This is a genomic window from Billgrantia pellis, assembly GCF_008297955.1.
Lineage (GTDB): Bacteria > Pseudomonadota > Gammaproteobacteria > Pseudomonadales > Halomonadaceae > Halomonas > Halomonas pellis.
Genome location: NZ_VTPY01000003.1, coordinates 42,198 through 58,045 on the forward strand (window position 1 = coordinate 42,198; position 15,848 = coordinate 58,045).

Here is a 15,848-nt window from a genome sequence, read left to right on the forward strand (position 1 = left end):
AACCGCTGGAAAGGCGCCGCCGTGAGAGGCCCGATGCGGGCTCGTGTCGGGTGGTCGCTTCCTGACCAGATCGTGAGCGCCGATCGGTGCCCGCTCAGCGCTCGCTCTTCGGGGGCGGCATCGGGCCGCGCGGAAACTCGGCCACGCGCCCTTCGCTCTTCACAGCACGCGCCGGCCCCTCGCGCTCCACCTCATCGATGCGAACGATGGCATTGAGAGGCAGATAGCTGCGCTTAACGCCATCGAAGGTATGCCGCAGCCTGTCGGCCGACGGGTCGACGACCAGCTTCGATCCATCCTCGAAGACGAATTCCTCGACCTCGATGAAGCCCCAGAGTTCACTTTGGAAGATCTCACGGGCGTAGAGCTCCCAGACTTCGCCCTGCTGATGGAATACCACCCGATAGATTGGCTTGGCCGCCATAAGGCCTGACATCCTCAACGTTCGATTGCCTACTCGCCGCTCCGACCGGAGCGCACGCCAGGGAGCAAGCGTATCACAGTCCACACCGGGCGCGACGCCCCCACTGGCCCCATCGCATGCGCTTCCGTATAATGTCGTGATCTTCGAGAACGGCTACGAGAGCCCATTCCCGCGACACTCCACTCACCGGTGACGCACGCGTCGGACGACCGACCCTATCCTTATGGCGAAGAAACTCTTCATCAAGACTCATGGCTGCCAGATGAACGAGTACGACTCCGCCCGCATGGCGGATCTGCTCGGCGAATCGCACCAGCTCGAGTTGACCGATGACGAAGGCGATGCCGACGTCATCCTGCTCAACACCTGCTCGATTCGTGAAAAGGCGCAAGAGAAAGTCTTCCACCAGCTCGGCCGCTGGAAGAAGCTCAAGGAAGCCAACCCCGATCTGGTGATCGGCGTAGGAGGCTGTGTGGCCAGCCAGGAGGGCGAGGCGCTGCGCAAGCGCGCCCCCTACGTGGATATGGTCTTCGGCCCGCAGACCCTGCACCGGGTGCCGGCGATGCTCGACGCCCGTCGCCAGGATCAGATTTCGGTCGTCGATGTCACGTTTCCCGAGATCGAGAAGTTCGATCACCTCCCCAAGCCGAGTTCCGACGGCGCCACTGCTTTCGTCTCGGTGATGGAGGGCTGCTCAAAGTACTGCACGTTCTGCGTGGTACCGTACACTCGCGGCGAGGAGGTCTCGCGCCCCTTCGAGGCGGTAATGGACGAAGTGATCCATCTGGCCGGGCAGGGCGTGCGCGAAATCAATCTGCTGGGGCAGAACGTCAATGCCTATCGCGGCGAGAACCGGCTGGGCGACGAAATCGACCTTGCCGAGCTGATCGCCTGCGTGGCAGCGGTCGAGGGAATCGACCGCATTCGCTTCACCACTTCGCACCCCGTGGAATTCTCCGACAGCCTGATCGAAGCCTTCGGCGAGATCCCCGAGTTGGTCAGCCATCTCCACCTGCCGGTGCAATCCGGCTCCGACCGGATCCTGGCAGCCATGAAGCGTGGCCACACCGCCGAAGAATACGTGGCGAAGATGGAACGCATCCGCGCGCTGCGCCCCGACATCAGCTTCTCTTCGGATTTCATCGTCGGCTTTCCCGGCGAGTCGCAGGAGGACTTCGAAGCGACCATGGATCTGATTCATCGCATCGGCTTCGACCACTCGTTCAGCTTCGTCTATTCGGCACGCCCCGGGACACCCGCCTCCGCACTGGAAGACATCACCCCGGAGAGCGTCAAGAAGCAACGCCTGGCGATCCTGCAGGAGCGCATCAACCAACAGGCGATGCAGATCTCACGACGCATGGTGGGAACCACCCAGCGCATCCTGGTCACCGGCTTCGCTCCCAAGGATCCGGGACAGCTGTCGGGACGTACCGAGAACAACCGCGTGGTCAACTTCCGCGCCGCCAACCCCACCGAGCTGATCGGCCACTTCGTCGACGTGACCGTCACCGAGGCACTGCCCAATTCGCTACGCGGCGAGCTGGCCGCACCAGCGCTACACTGAGGGCAAGAGACGCCAGGCGACCGATGGGCCCTTTGCCAACGGGCGTAGCGCGGCGCTGGAAGGATTGCCCCGCCAGGAGGCGGGGCATTAAGCTGAGTGCCCATACACGCAACGCAGGGATTTCGCCACTTTGAGTCAGCACGCCTCACAGGCCAACCGCATCATCACATTGAGCCTCGAGCCCAATGATCCACAGCGTCTCGCCAACCTCTGCGGCCAGCGGGACGAGCACCTCAAGCTGGTCGAGTCGCGGCTCGGCGTCACCCTGCGCAACCGCGGCAACGTCTTTCAGTTGGCCGGTCCCGGTCACCGGGTCAAGGCGGCGGCCAACGTGCTGGAGCATCTCTATCGCGAGGCCGAGGCCAGCGACCTGTCCCCGGATACCGTGCATCTCTTTTTGCAAGAGTCGGGCCGCGAGGCGCTTGACGAGGAGGAGGGCCCAGGTGACGACGAGGTACTGCTGCGCACCCCAAAGGTGTTGATCAAGCCGCGCGGGCAGAACCAGCAGAACTACGTCACCAGCATTCGCCAGCACGATATCAACTTCGGCATCGGACCGGCCGGTACCGGCAAGACCTACCTGGCCGTGGCCGCCGCAGTGGAAGCGCTCAATCAGCAGGAGGTACGTCGCATCCTGCTGGTACGCCCCGCCGTGGAGGCCGGCGAAAAGCTCGGTTTCCTGCCCGGCGACCTGGCACAGAAGATCGACCCCTATCTGCGCCCGCTCTACGACGCTCTCTATGAGATGCTCGGCTTCGAGCAGGTCGGCAAGCTAATCGAGCGCCAGGTCATTGAGATCGCCCCACTGGCCTACATGCGTGGGCGCACCCTGAACAACGCTTTCATCATCCTCGACGAGAGCCAGAACACCACGCGCGAGCAGATGAAGATGTTCCTGACCCGCATCGGTTTCGGTTCCACGGCGGTGATCACCGGCGACGTCACCCAGGTGGATCTACCCCGCGGCCAGAGCTCCGGCCTGATTCAGGTTCTCGAGGTGCTCCGCGGCACTCCCGGCATCGGCGTGACCCACTTCGCCGCAAAGGACGTGGTGCGCCACCCACTGGTACAGCGCATCATCGAGGCCTACGAGAGCTTCGAGGCCGAGCAGGAAGTGCAGGAGCGAGCCCGTCGCGAGGCCCGTGAACGCGAGCGTGAAGCCCTGCGTCAGGAGCGGGAGCGCCATCGGGGCGACAGCGAGACATGAAGGCGGCCGCCGAGATAGACCGACAGGTGGCCTGTGAGGCCACCGACCTGCCGAGCCGGGCCGATCTCGAGGCTTGGGTGGTCGCCGTACTGGCACGCTTCCCCGAGGAGACACGCCACGAGATCACCGTACGCTTCGTCGATACCGAAGAGGGCCAGGCGCTCAATCGCGACTACCGTGGCCGTGATCGTCCCACCAATGTGCTCTCCTTCCCCTTCGACGGCCCGCCGGGTATCGCGCTACCGCTCCTGGGCGACCTGGTTCTGTGTCATCCCGTGATTGTGCGTGAGGCAAGGGAACAGGATAAGCACCTGCAGGACCATTACGCTCATCTCGTCGTGCATGGCACCCTGCATCTGCTCGGCTACGATCATCTGGAGGAGGACGAAGCGGATACCATGGAACAGCTCGAACGCGAGATCCTGACGGATTTCGCCATCGCCGACCCCTACGCGCCGCTCACGGGTGACGCCGACGTACAAGAAAACCATCAGGACGAGAGACGCGATCCATGAGTGACGACCGAACGACCAGCCAGGGCAGCAGGTCCTGGCTCGACAAGCTGCTCGGCGCCCTCTCGGGTGACACCGATAGCCCCAGCTCGCGGGAAGAACTCATGGAGTTCCTGCGTGAAGCGGCAACGCGTCTCAAGCTGGAACAGGACGCCATCATGATCATCGAGGGCGCCCTGCAAATCAGCGACCAGCAAGTTCGCGAAGTCCTGATCCCACGCTCCCAGGTGGCCGCCATCGCCGTCGACCAGCCCCCCGAAGAGTATCTGGCTCTGATCCATGAAACCGGTCACTCCCGCTACCCCGTGATCGGCGAGAACCTGGACGAGGTCAAGGGCCTGCTGTTGGTCAAGGATCTGCTGCAATTGCTCAATCGCCCCGCCGAGGAGCGCGAGCGCTTTCGCCTCGAGGATGTCCTTCGCCCGGCGATGTTCGTTCCCGAATCCAAGCGTCTCAACAGCCTGCTCAAGGAGTTTCGCGACACCCACAACCATATGGCGGTGGTGGTCGACGAGTACGGCGGCACGGCGGGCATCGTCACCATCGAGGATATCCTCGAGCAGATCGTTGGCGACATCGAGGACGAGCATGACACCGAAGAAGACGACGATATTCGCGACCTGGGCGAAGGTCGTTATGCCATCCGCGCCCTGACGCCGATCGAGGATTTCAATGAGCGCTTCGACACGCGCTTCTCCGATGAGGAGTTCGATACCGTCGGCGGTCTCGTGATGCAGCGCTTCGGTCACCTGCCCGGTCGCGGCGAACATACGGAACTCGGCGGCTGGCGGTTCACCGTACTAAACGCCGACAATCGGCGAATCCGGTTGCTCGAAGCCACCCCCTCCGACGCATCGCTCCCGCACGACGATTGAACGAAGCGTCAGCGCAAGGAAACGGCAAGCATGACTCAGCCCCCCATCTCCCCGGCCATCGGCTATCTGACCGCGCTGGTTGCCGGAGTGCTCACTACGCTGACCGCGTCACCCTACGAGCTGTGGTGGCTGGGGCCGCTGGCGGCGGGGCTGATCTATTGGGTCGTGCAGTCTCTCTCGCCTCGTCAGGCGATGCTGCTGGGCTGGTGCTATGGCGTCGGGCTGTTCGGTTCCGGCGCCTCTTGGGTTTACGTCTCGATTCACGATTATGGCTATACCGGCGTTCCCTTGGCGGTGTTCCTGACCGGCCTGTTCGTCTGCGCCATGGCGCTCTTCATGGCCGCCACGCTGTGGCTCTATCGCCTGGTGTGCGGCCCACGCCTGGCCTTTCTCACCTTCGCCGGCGCCTGGGTGCTGGGCGAATGGCTGCGCACCTGGCTGTTCACCGGTTTCCCCTGGCTGCTGCTGGGTAGCGCTCATGTCGATTCGCCGCTTGCCGCGTGGGCGCCCATCGGTGGCGTATATGCGTTGTCGTTGATCATCGTGCTCTCGGGTACGCTGGGGGTGGAGTTCCTGCGGCGTCGTTGGTGGACGGCGGCTCCGGTAGCAGCCCTCTGGCTGGCCCCCCTGGCGTTACCTGGGAACTGGACCCAGCCAGCGGGCGATCCGCTGCGCGTGACGCTACTGCAAGGCGACCTGCCGCAATTGATCAAGTGGACCCCTGAAGGCCAGCGAACCGCCGCCAATACCTATCTGGAAATGACCCGTGAACACGCCGAAGGCGCCGATCTGATCGTCTGGCCGGAGGCCGCCCTGCCGATGTTCGAGGATGAGGCCGAGCCGCTGCTGGCCAGGGCTCAGGCCCACCTCGAGCCGGATGGCGCCCTGCTCACCGGAATCCTGCAACGCGAAGGACGAGGTCTCTATTACAACAGCGTGATCGGACTGGGCAACGCCGAAGGCGGATACCGCAAGGCGCACTTGGTACCCTTCGGCGAGTACCTCCCTCTTGAGCGCTGGCTGCGCGGCACCATCGCCTTCTTCGACCTGCCGATGCCGGCCATGACGCCAGGGCCCTCGGGTCAGCCGCCGATTCACGCCGCCGGCATCCCTATCGGCAATGCCATCTGCTACGAGATCATCTATGCCGACCTGGTAGCCGAACGGGCGCGCAAGGCCGAGCTGCTGCTGACGGTGTCCAACGACACTTGGTTCGGCGAGTCGATCGGACCGCTGCAGCACTTGCAGATGGCACGCCTACGTGCCTTGGAGAACGGTCGCTACGTAATTCGCGCCACCAACAACGGCGTCACCGCGGTCATCGATCCCCAAGGCCGCATCGTCGCTCGCGCCCCACAATTCGAGACCGTGGCCCTACGCGCCGAGGCCGTGCCGATGCAAGGCTTGACTCCTTTTACTCGTACCGGCAGCTGGCCCGTCTGGCTGCTCGCCGGTCTGCTGCTGCTGCCCGGCCTGCGCTCGCCTCGGCGGCGCCGGGCTCTGGCCGGCGACGACGCCCCGCCCTGACTCACGACGCAACGAGGCCCGCATCGGCGGGCCTCGACGTACTCGTACGGAAGGAGGCTTCAACTCACCTTTGCCACCACCTCGCCCAGCACTTCGGGGATGGTCATGCGTACGTAGCGCCCCGGTGCCTCTTCCAGCCGTGGCAGCTCCCCTTCTCCCGGTTGACGGGCGGGCACCATCCTGCCGGTATCGGCGTACCCTCCTTCGGTCATCCAGCGCTGCCAGTGCGGCCACCATGAGCCGTCGTGGAATTCGGCACCTTCCAACCACGCCTCGTGATCTTCCGGCAACTTATCATTGGTCCAGTAGCCATACTTGTTCTTGTGCGGCGGGTTGACGATGCCGGCGATATGGCCGGATCCACCGAGCACGAAGGTCACCGGCCCCTTGGGCAGCAAGGCCCCGTAGTAGGTGCTGTTCCACTTGGCGATATGGTCCTCGCGGGTGGAGACGAAGTAGCTCGGGGTCGAGATCTTGCGCAGATCGATCCTGACGCCATCGAGCTCGATGCCGCCGGGCTCCACCAGACGATTCTCCAGATACATGTGACGCAGATACCAGCCATGAGTGCCGGCCGGCAGGTTGGTACCGTCGGTGTTCCAGTAAAGCAGATCGAAGGCGGCCGGGTTCTCGCCCTTCAGGTAGTTATTGACGTAGAACGACCAGAACAGATCGTTCTCGCGCAGCAGGTTGAAGGTATAGGCCATCGAGCGACCGTCCAGGTAGCCGTCCTGCTCCATCCGGGCCTCGATGCCCTGCAGGATCGGTTCGCTGAGCAGTACGCCGAGCTCGCCAGGATCGCGAAAGTCCTGCAGCGTGGCCATGTAGGTCACCGACCTGACCTTGCGACCGCGACGTGTGCTGGTGAGATAGGCCATGGTGGAAGCCGCCAGGGTCCCGCCGATGCAATAGCTGACCAGGTTCACGGACTTCTCGCCGCAGGCCTGCTCGACGACCTCCATGGCGGCGATCGGGCCCATCTGCATGTAATCGGCCCAAGTCAGGTCACGTTGCTCGGGGCCGGGGTTGCGCCAGGAGATCAGGAAGACGGTATGTCCTTGGTCCACCAGCCACTTGACGAAGGAATTGTCCTGACGAAGATCGAGTATGTAGTACTTGTTGATCCACGGCGGCACGATGAGCAGGGGCGTCTTGTACACTTTCTCGGTGGTCGGCGTGTACTGGATCAGTTGGATGAGTTCGTTTTCATAGATCACGTAGCCGGGGGTGACGGCGATGTTGCGTCCTACTTCGAAGACGCTGCGATCGGTCATGGCCACGTTGAGGCCATCGGCGGAATTCGCCAGGTCGCGACGCAGTTGAGCCAGCCCCTCGATCAGGTTCTGGCCGCGGGTCTCCAGGGTTCGACGCATGACCTCGGGGTTGGTGGCGATGAAGTTGGTCGGTGCCATGGCGTTGACCCATTGCCGGGCGTAGAACCCCAGGTTGCGCTTCTGCTGCTCGGGTAGCCCCTCCAGCCGATCGATCAGTTCCTCCACCGCCCCGGCGAATAGCAGGTACTGCTGCATGATGGCCCGATAATAGGGCTCCTCCTGCCAAGCCTCGTCCTTGAAGCGGCGGTCACCCTTGGCGGCTTTCACCAAGGGTTCGATCGTCTCGCCCGCCATGGCGCTCAGCCCCTGCTGCCAGAGTTGGTATTGATCCTGGATCAGCCGCGCCTGGGTCTGCCAGAGCAATTGCGGGTTGCGCATCAATGCCTCGGCGCCGGCCTGGAAGGCCTCTCGCATGTCGGCCTGGATAGAGTCGGCAGCCGCATCGGGTGCCATGCGTTCGAGCAATTCTTGCAGCAGGGCCTGATAATGCTGGCCGATCTCCTGAAGCTGCTCGTTCCATTCGTCCAGTTCGACCTGGGACAGACCCTCGACCCCTGACTGCATTGGCCCCTCTCCTCTTCTGCGATTCGTCGCGGCAATCAACCCACCGCCGCCACGAGACTCGACACGAGCCCGTGGCGACGGTCATGCCCGCCGGTTGGCGGGCGCTTTGCTCAGCTCTTGCGCGACGCCTGGCTAGTGGCCTTGGCCGGCGCCTCGGTCTTGGTTGCCGGTGACTCGGCCGTCGCCGCGGTTGTCTTGGCCGCCTCGCCGGCCTCCTGGGTCCGCTCGGTGATCTGTTGGCTGACTTCACCGAACAGCTGTTCCAGCTCGGTACGGAACTGTTGGCTCATCTCGCCCAGTGCCTGGGCGTCCTCCATCATCTGTCGCGAGAGTTCGCTCATCATCTCGGCCTGCTTCGCCCCGAAGGCCTGCAAGTCACGAGCGTCCTGGATCTCCGCAGCGCGACGCATGCGTTCGGCGCCCATCTGGCTATAGCGCTTCATCGCCTCGAGCTGGTACTCGGTCATCTTTTCCATGTTGCCTAGCATCAGCGAGTTCAGCTTGCGCATCGGTTCGAAGAACTGGCGCGTCTGCTGGTTGAAGCTGTCGAGCATATTGTCCTGCATGGGGTTGACCTCCTTTGGACCGGGAACATGCGGGCGCAGGGCGCCGCGCGGCCGTGTGCGCGACCCGTATGCTGCACCGCACAAAGCGTAGCCTGCACAGGCTCGCCCTGCAATGTTCTTTCACCCAGGCAAGGTGGCGCCCGATACCGTTCATTCGCCTCGCTGTGAGCGTGAACGCGCGCTGGCCGCTCGAGTCGGGTTCTCCGACTTCGCCCGGCTTCCCGACACCTCCTCCGATGCGCCGGTTTCGTCCGACTCCCGAGGCTTGCCCATCCGGCTGCCGGCCTGACGCAGCATATCCAGCATCATCTGCTGATAGGTGCCGAAGCTGGCCAGCCCCTGTGAAAGCCCCTGGCTCATCCCCTGGGGCAGGCCCTGCTGCAGAAAAGGCTGCATCAGGCTCATGGGGTCGTACCCCTCCACTCCGGACTCCATCTGCTTCTGAATGCGGTTCAGCAACTCCTGCTGGAACGCCTCGATATCGGGCAGGCCCAGCGAACGGCGGAACTCCTCGGGTGTCAGGTCGAACTCGACGTTGATCTTCATGGCGATACCTAGCTTGAGTGTCCCTTCAGTGTAGCAATTCGGCACCAGTCTCAACGCAGCATTGGCGTATCCACATGCACATCCGGATTCTGCGCCCGATGGCGTAACAGGTGGTCCATCAGTGTCAGCGCCATCATCGCTTCGGCGATCGGCGTGGCTCGAATGCCCACGCAGGGATCGTGACGCCCCTTGGTGATGACTTCGACCGGATTCCCGCGGACATCGATGCTGCGCCCGGGAATGGTGATGCTGGATGTGGGCTTGAGCGCCAGATGGGCGATCAGCGGTTGGCCGGAAGAGATGCCGCCGAGCACGCCGCCGGCGTGGTTGGAAAGGAAACCCTCCGGCGTCATCTCGTCGCGATGCTCGCTACCGCGACTTGCCACCGCGGCGAAGCCGTCGCCGATCTCCACGCCCTTGACCGCATTGATGCTCATCAGGCCGTGGGCCAGGTCGGCGTCGAGACGATCGAACACCGGCTCCCCCAGCCCCGGCGGAAGCCCTTCGGCGACCACCGTGATCTTCGCGCCCACCGAATCCTGGTCACGGCGCAGCCGGTCCATGAAGGCCTCGAGTTCCGGGACGCGCTCCGGATCGGGGCAGAAGAAGGCGTTATCGTCCACCGCCGCCCAGCTCTTGAAGTCGATCTCGAGCGGACCGAGCTGACTCATGTAGCCGCGCACCCGAATGCCCTGGGTGGCCAGGTACTGCTTGGCGATGGCGCCGGCGGCCACTCGCATGGCGGTTTCACGGGCGCTGGAGCGGCCTCCGCCGCGATAGTCGCGAAGCCCATACTTGTGGTGATAGGTGTAATCGGCATGCGCGGGACGAAAGCGATCCTTGATCTCGGAATAATCCTTGGAGCGCTGGTCGGTGTTCTCGATCAGCAGACCGATGGCCGTGCCGGTGGTCACCCCTTCGAAGACACCGGAAAGAATGCGTACCTGGTCGGGTTCGCGCCGTTGGGTCGTATGACGCGAGGTCCCGGGACGGCGGCGATCCAGATCGCGCTGAAGCTCCGCCTCGCTGAGCGCCAACCCCGGCGGACAGCCGTCGACGATGGCACCAAGCGCCGGACCGTGACTCTCGCCGAAGGTGGTAACGGTGAACAGTTTGCCGAACGTATTGCCGGACATGGGCGTGCCTCCTGATGGGTATCGGTTCGAGAATCAGGCGAAGGACGCCGCATGGGCGTCGAGTTCCGTGGCGGTCAGAGCGAACACGCCCTGGCCGCCACGCTCGAAGTCGAGCCACAGGAACGGCACCTCGGGAAAAGCGGCCTCCAAGTGGCGGTCGGAGTTTCCCACCTCGACAATCAGCACGCCGTCGTCGGTGAGATGGTCGCGGGCCTCACGCAGGATGCGACGCACGATATCCAGGCCGTCCGCTCCGGCTCCCAGCGCCAGCTCGGGCTCGTGGCGGTACTCGGCCGGCATGGTGGCGAGATCGCGGGCATCCACGTAGGGCGGGTTGGAGACGATCAGGTCGTAGCGCTGCCCCGCCAGGCCTGCGAACAGGTCGGAGAGCACCGCCCGCACCCGGAGGCCGACGTCGTGTCGCTGGATGTTCTGCTTCGCCACCGCCAGGGCGTCGGCGCTGATATCGGCGAGATCCACCTCGCCACCGGACAGGTACAGTGCCGTGGCGATGCCGATGCAGCCCGAGCCCGTGCACAGGTCGAGCACTCGTGCCGGCGGTTCCTCGGGGAACCAGGCGACGAATCCCGTCTCGACCAGCTCGGCGATGGGCGAGCGCGGAATTAGCACGCGCTCGTCGACATCGAACGGAAAACCGGCGAAGAACGCCTCGCCCAGCAGATACGGCAACGGCCGCCGGGTGGTGATACGCTCGCGCACCAACGCAACGATGCGCGCCCGTTCCATGGGAAGCAGCCTGGCATCGAGCACCGCCGGATCGACATCCCACGGCAGATGCAAGGCGCCCAGTGTGAGGGCGACCGCCTCATCCCAGGGCGAGTCGGTACCATGGCCATGAGACAGGCCCGCCTGGTGGAATTCGCTGGCGGCCCAGCGCAGGAGGTCGCGCAGTGTGATGAGATCGCGACATAACGCCTCGTCATCGAGAATCAGCGTCGAGCGGGAAACGGGAGCGGAGTTGGCCACGGGAGTCCTGCGGAGTCGGTTACGAAACGGTATCCTAGATTGTACCCGCGGCGGCAGGCGGTTCACAGCCACGCCCATATCGCTATACTGGCCGCTCGACCCTAGCGCATGAGCCCTGCATGAACCGACGCCGCCCGCCCGACGACACCGATGACGACGTCAACGCCTTTCGCCGGGCGCTGCGTGAGGCCGGTGTGCGTCCCATCGCCGTCAATCGCGCCGACCCCGGGCGGTCTCGCCGCCGCGACCCTGCGGCAGCGGAGCGGCGCGCAGCGGCAGTCGCCGCCGATGGTGCCGATACCTCCAGTCGCACCAGCGACGGGCGGGTCGAACCGGTACGGCCTTCCGAATTCCTCGATTTCGCCCTGCCCGACCTGCCCTACCGTGCCCGCAGCCAGCTAAAGCGCGGCCAGATCGCCTGGGAGGCGGGCCTCGATCTGCATGGCCATACCCTCGATGAGGCACGCCTGGAACTCGAGCGTTTCCTGCATGAAGCCGCTGCCAGTCGCATGCGCTGCGTGCTGGTGGTGCATGGCAAGGCATGGGGCAGCACGGCGGACTATCCGGTGATCAAGAGCCATGTCAACGCCTGGCTGCGGGAGTGGCCCATGGTGCTGGCCTTTTGCTCGGCCCAAGAGTTCGACGGCGGCACCGGCGCCGTCTACGTGCTGCTGCGTCGACGCGGGCTGAACGCCTAGTCCTCGCCCGAATTGCGCTCGGCCGGCATTTGTGGAGGCTCGGCTATCGACGCTCCGCTGCCGCCGCCACCGCTGTGGCTGCGTCCTTCGTAGCGATCCAGCGCTTCCATGGCGAGATGCCGCCCCAGGCGAATCAACGCGTCGGCACGGTGGAACTCGAAGGCGCCACAGACCGTCTTGGGCACCTCGACCAGAATATCGGGAGGGTACCCCGCAATCTTGTACTTGGCGAGCGACGCCTGGGTGATATCGAACGAGGCCAGGATCATGTCCAGCCGCCCCCAGGCCCGTCGGCTGCCGGCCGGCCTCACGGGGTTGCCGGCGTCGCTGGCATCGCCGCTTCCGAACCCTTCCCACAATCTGCGGGTGGCCCCGCGGACATCCATCCAGCTCCCCCTCGGTTCTGCCTCGTCACTGTCCGGCTCCCGCTCGTCGTCGGGCAGCAAATCGTTCAACGCCACCGGATGAGCACTATGGGCCGTCACATTGACCGCCAGCACGAGGTCGGCGTGCGACGAGACGGTCGGCGTGATCGGCAGCGGGTTCAGCAAGCCGCCATCCACCAGGGTCTGCTCGCCGATATGCACCGGGGTGATGACTCCCGGAATGGCGATGGAAGCGCGGATCGCGCGCAGCAGCGGGCCTGACTGGAACCATACCTCGCGCTGGCGGGCCAGGTCGGTGGCAACGGCCGTCAAGGGAATCGGCAGATCCTCGATGAGGACATTGCCGATCAGTTCCTCCAACTTGCTCATCACCTTGCTCGCGCGAATGGCTCCCATCGGGCTCCAGGTGACGTCGACCAGCTTGAGCACGTCGAGATAGGCGAGCCGACAGACCCAGTCGCGGTAAGCCTCGAGCTGACCCGCGGCGTAGACACCTCCGATAACGGAACCCATCGAACAACCGGAGATGGCGACGATCTCGTAGCCCCGCGCCTCCAGCACTTCGATCACGCCGATATGGGCATAGCCGCGCGCCCCGCCGCTCCCCAACGTCAGCGCCACGCGCTTGCCCCGTTCCCTCGCCCGTTTGTCGCTCATGCCGTCTCCTCAGTGCTGCGCCGACTTCGTCCAGGCGACGATCGCTTCCGCCACCGCCGCCGCCCCGTTCGGCTCCAGATGCACATGATGCCCGCCCGGCAGCACTCGGCGCGACAGGTCCGATACCGCTGCCCGGGCGGCGCGTGCCCTGTCGCGTTCGCCCAGGATACCGTCCTCCCCCTCGATCAGCAGCGCCGGAGCACGGATGGCGCCCAATAGCGCCAGGGCCTGCTCCGGTGTCAGCCGTACCGGCGACGGCCACAGCAAGCGGCCATCGGTACGCAGCCTCACATGCCCGTCGGCTTCGTACAGCAGATTGCGCTCTACCAGCGGCGTTGCGGTCGCCGCATCGATAGGTGTCACCCCGCCCGCCACGCGAGCGGCCACGGCGGTGTTGCCATCGGGATAGCGCGGCGCCGACGAGCGCCGACGACGCGCCGCGCGCAGGCCCTTGCGCAGCTGCTCAGCGCTCTCCTCGGCCGGGGTGGTGACGGCCCCCAGGCCGTCGATCAGCACCAGCCTCGCGATCCGCTCCGGCAGGGCCGCCGCGGTCAGGCACGCCACTCCTGCGCCCATGGAGTGAGCCAACAGCGACGCCCTTTCGAGGCCCAGCTCATCGGCAGCATCGAGCAAATCATGGCAGTAATCCCATAGTGCGTAGTCGCCTTCGCGATGGGCGGAATGGCCATGCCCGGCAAAGTCGATGGCCACGATTCGGATGTCGAGGCGATCGACGAGCAACGGCGCCAATCGGGTGAAGCTCGCCGCATTGTCCAGCCAGCCGTGAAGCGCCAGCCAGGTCGGTGCCCTCTCCTCGCCCCAGGCGAGCGCCGCCAGGCGCCCCCCGGCCAGTGACAGCGCACGCGCTTCGCTCATGGCTTGCCCTCCAGCAGGTCATCGAGCATGTCCAGCAGGGCCTGGCGTGTCGCCTCGGGGTGCTCCATGGGAAACATGTGGGTGCCCGGCACCAATGCCAGCGGAATGCCGTGGGCGGCCAGGCGCCGGCGCCGTTTTGCCGTGATCAGGTCGGAGTCGCTGCCGGCCAGCACGCCGAACGGTACGCGCAAGCGTCGCGGCAGCCGGGTCAAGTGATCGGGCAGGTGGCGGAATATCTCGGTTTCGATCGCTGGGTCGTAGATCAGCTCGGCGGTGCCATCGTCGCGCAGCCGGGTCCCGCCCTCGACGTAGTCGTGTAAAGCCTCGGGAGTAAAGCGGCGAAACAGACCCCGTCGGCGCAGGTGGTTGGCCATGGCATCGCGGTCGGGCCACGCCGCGCGCCGCCTCTTGCTCTTGCCTGCCGGGGTCACCCGATCCACGAAGCCACATCGCTTGGCCACCTTCATGCTCCAGGCATCGAGACCCAGCATCAGCGGCGGATCGAGCATCACCACACAGCGGAACCGATGCGGGGCGTGTTCCGCCGCCATGGCCATCAGCACGCCGCCCATGGAGTGCCCGACGCCGATGACTGGCCCCTCGTCACTCGTCACGTACTCGAGCAGCTCGTCGCGAAGCGCCAGCCAGTTGGGGCCGACGGGATAGTCGGGGTGATGGCCCAACCGATCGAGCGGGTAGATGTCGAAGCGTTCGTGCAGCGGGGCCAGGAGGCTGCGATAGCTCATGCCAGGGAAGCCGTTGGCATGGGCGAAAACGAGTCGCGGTCGTCGAAGAGTCGCACTGTCGTTCATGACGGGATTCCGGTTGAGGGCGAGGCGGCTCGCCAGTGGCGATAGCAGGCTAACGGGTTTACCCTATTTCGCCAAGTCGACCTCCGGCCCATGCCGGTCGCTTCATTCTGGAGTCCTGACATGCCTCATTCCCCCCGCGACACGCGCATGCGCAACCGCCTCTTCTGGACCACTGTGTTAGCCGCGATCATCGTCGGCCTATGGTTGGCCCGCTGACATGGGCCTATACGACCTCTTTCTCGGCACCCTGGAAATCACCCTGCCGGTCTTCGCCATGGTCTTCCTCGGATTGGCGCTCAAGCGGCTGGGCTGGATCGACCAGGCGTTCATTGCCACCGCTTCGAGCCTGGTCTTCAAGGCGACCATGCCGACACTGATCTTCCTCAGCATCATCCAGGCCGACCTTGATGCCACGTTGAACCCCGCCCTGCTCCTGTTCTTCGCCCTGGCCACGCTGGGCAGCTTCCTGACGGCGTGGGGCTGGGCGATCCTGCGCGTGCCCAGAGCCGACCGCGGCGTCTACGTGCAGGGTGCCTTTCGCGGCAACTGCGGTATCGTCGGGCTGGCATTGGCCGCCGGCATGTACGGCGACTACGGCCTTTCCGCCGGCGGCCTGCTTCTCGGCGTGGTGATCCTGACCTATAACGTCTTTTCGGTGATTGCGCTGGCCACCTACCGGGAAGGCCAGCGTACCAACTGGCGCAGCATTATCGTCCACATTGCCCGAAACCCCCTGATTCTGGCCGTTGTGGCTGCCGTACCCGTCGCTGCCCTAGCGCTGCGCCTGCCCGGCTGGCTGATGACTTCCGGCGAATATTTCGCCTCGCTGACATTGCCGCTGGCGTTGATCTGCATCGGGGCCACCCTGTCGCTCGGCTCGATCAAGGCGTCCGGAAGGCTGGCCACCGGTGCCAGTCTGATGAAAATGGTCACCCTACCGCTACTGGCCACGCTGGCTGCCCGGCTGGTCGGTTTCGAGGGGCGTGAGCTGGGGGTGTTGTTCCTGTTCTTCGCCAGCCCCACGGCAGCGGCCAGCTTCGTGATGGCCAAGGCGATGGGCGGCAATGCGACCCTCACCGCCAACATCATTGCCTTGACCACGTTGCTGGCCAGCCTGACCGTTACCCTGGGCGTATTTCTGCTTCGTGTCGTGGGTTGGATCTAGGCCACGGCC

At 64.8% G+C, this 15,848-nt stretch carries 16 protein-coding genes; 7 read left to right on the plus strand and 9 right to left on the minus strand.

The annotated features are described in order from the left end of the window. Nucleotides 1-94 precede the first annotated feature (94 nt). Nucleotides 95-424 (minus strand): DUF1820 family protein, encoded by a 330-nt coding sequence (locus tag F0A17_RS06100; RefSeq protein ID WP_149327477.1) that lies wholly within the window; start codon nt 422-424, stop codon nt 95-97. A 223-nt stretch (nt 425-647) separates the two neighbouring features. Here F0A17_RS06100 and miaB point away from each other — a divergent pair, with 223 nt between their 5' ends. From miaB to lnt, 5 genes are all read left to right on the plus strand, one after another. Continuing rightward, nucleotides 648-1,991, plus strand: a complete 1,344-nt coding sequence (miaB, locus tag F0A17_RS06105) for a tRNA (N6-isopentenyl adenosine(37)-C2)-methylthiotransferase MiaB (protein WP_149327478.1) — start codon at nt 648-650, stop codon at nt 1,989-1,991. 130 nt (nt 1,992-2,121) lie between these two features. Beyond that, nucleotides 2,122-3,198: a PhoH family protein gene (locus tag F0A17_RS06110; RefSeq protein ID WP_149327479.1), complete on the plus strand. Its 1,077-nt coding sequence runs from the start codon at nt 2,122-2,124 to the stop codon at nt 3,196-3,198. Continuing rightward, a complete protein-coding gene (ybeY, locus tag F0A17_RS06115; protein WP_149327480.1) occupies nt 3,195-3,713 on the plus strand; it encodes an rRNA maturation RNase YbeY in 519 nt (172 codons plus the stop codon). The genes F0A17_RS06110 and ybeY overlap by 4 nt, the downstream gene beginning before the upstream one ends. Next, nucleotides 3,710-4,585, plus strand: coding sequence for an HlyC/CorC family transporter (locus tag F0A17_RS06120; RefSeq protein ID WP_149327481.1), 876 nt, complete (start codon nt 3,710-3,712; stop codon nt 4,583-4,585). The genes ybeY and F0A17_RS06120 overlap by 4 nt, the downstream gene beginning before the upstream one ends. A gap of 30 nt (nt 4,586-4,615) precedes the next feature. Beyond that, complete coding sequence (lnt, locus tag F0A17_RS06125; protein WP_149327482.1) at nt 4,616-6,112, plus strand: apolipoprotein N-acyltransferase; 1,497 nt, start codon at nt 4,616-4,618, stop codon at nt 6,110-6,112. A 59-nt stretch (nt 6,113-6,171) separates the two neighbouring features. Here lnt and phaC read toward each other — a convergent pair whose 3' ends face one another. The 5 genes from phaC to prmB all read right to left on the minus strand — a co-directional run bounded on the left by phaC (nt 6,172) and on the right by prmB (nt 11,245). Beyond that, nucleotides 6,172-8,010 (minus strand): class I poly(R)-hydroxyalkanoic acid synthase, encoded by a 1,839-nt coding sequence (phaC, locus tag F0A17_RS06130; RefSeq protein WP_149327483.1) that lies wholly within the window; start codon nt 8,008-8,010, stop codon nt 6,172-6,174. Between the two features lie 110 nt (nt 8,011-8,120). Further along, nucleotides 8,121-8,576, minus strand: coding sequence for a phasin family protein (locus F0A17_RS06135; RefSeq protein WP_149327484.1), 456 nt, complete (start codon nt 8,574-8,576; stop codon nt 8,121-8,123). Between the two features lie 150 nt (nt 8,577-8,726). Continuing rightward, nucleotides 8,727-9,122: a DUF6489 family protein gene (locus tag F0A17_RS06140; RefSeq protein WP_149327485.1), complete on the minus strand. Its 396-nt coding sequence runs from the start codon at nt 9,120-9,122 to the stop codon at nt 8,727-8,729. 50 nt (nt 9,123-9,172) lie between these two features. Then, entirely contained in the window at nt 9,173-10,258 is a 1,086-nt protein-coding gene (gene aroC / locus F0A17_RS06145) for a chorismate synthase (RefSeq protein ID WP_149327486.1), read from the minus strand. 33 nt (nt 10,259-10,291) lie between these two features. Then, nucleotides 10,292-11,245 (minus strand): 50S ribosomal protein L3 N(5)-glutamine methyltransferase, encoded by a 954-nt coding sequence (gene prmB / locus F0A17_RS06150; RefSeq protein ID WP_149327487.1) that lies wholly within the window; start codon nt 11,243-11,245, stop codon nt 10,292-10,294. A gap of 119 nt (nt 11,246-11,364) precedes the next feature. Between prmB and F0A17_RS06155 the strand changes: the two genes are divergently transcribed. Further along, nucleotides 11,365-11,943 (plus strand): Smr/MutS family protein, encoded by a 579-nt coding sequence (locus F0A17_RS06155; protein WP_149327488.1) that lies wholly within the window; start codon nt 11,365-11,367, stop codon nt 11,941-11,943. Here F0A17_RS06155 and F0A17_RS06160 read toward each other — a convergent pair. The 3 genes from F0A17_RS06160 to F0A17_RS06170 are packed head-to-tail and all read right to left on the minus strand — an operon-like array spanning nt 11,940 to nt 14,674. Further along, nucleotides 11,940-12,986: a patatin-like phospholipase family protein gene (locus F0A17_RS06160; RefSeq protein WP_149327489.1), complete on the minus strand. Its 1,047-nt coding sequence runs from the start codon at nt 12,984-12,986 to the stop codon at nt 11,940-11,942. The genes F0A17_RS06155 and F0A17_RS06160 overlap by 4 nt on opposite strands. Before the next feature lie 9 nt (nt 12,987-12,995). Then, entirely contained in the window at nt 12,996-13,862 is an 867-nt protein-coding gene (locus tag F0A17_RS06165; RefSeq protein WP_149327490.1) for an alpha/beta hydrolase, read from the minus strand. Beyond that, entirely contained in the window at nt 13,859-14,674 is an 816-nt protein-coding gene (locus tag F0A17_RS06170; RefSeq protein WP_149327491.1) for an alpha/beta fold hydrolase, read from the minus strand. Before F0A17_RS06170 ends, F0A17_RS06165 begins: the two co-directional genes overlap by 4 nt. A 217-nt stretch (nt 14,675-14,891) precedes the next feature. Here F0A17_RS06170 and F0A17_RS06175 point away from each other — a divergent pair, with 217 nt between their 5' ends. Next, the gene (locus F0A17_RS06175) at nt 14,892-15,839 is read left to right on the plus strand and encodes an AEC family transporter (protein ID WP_149327492.1); all 948 of its coding nucleotides are present in this window, start codon (nt 14,892-14,894) and stop codon (nt 15,837-15,839) included. Nucleotides 15,840-15,848 lie beyond the last annotated feature (9 nt).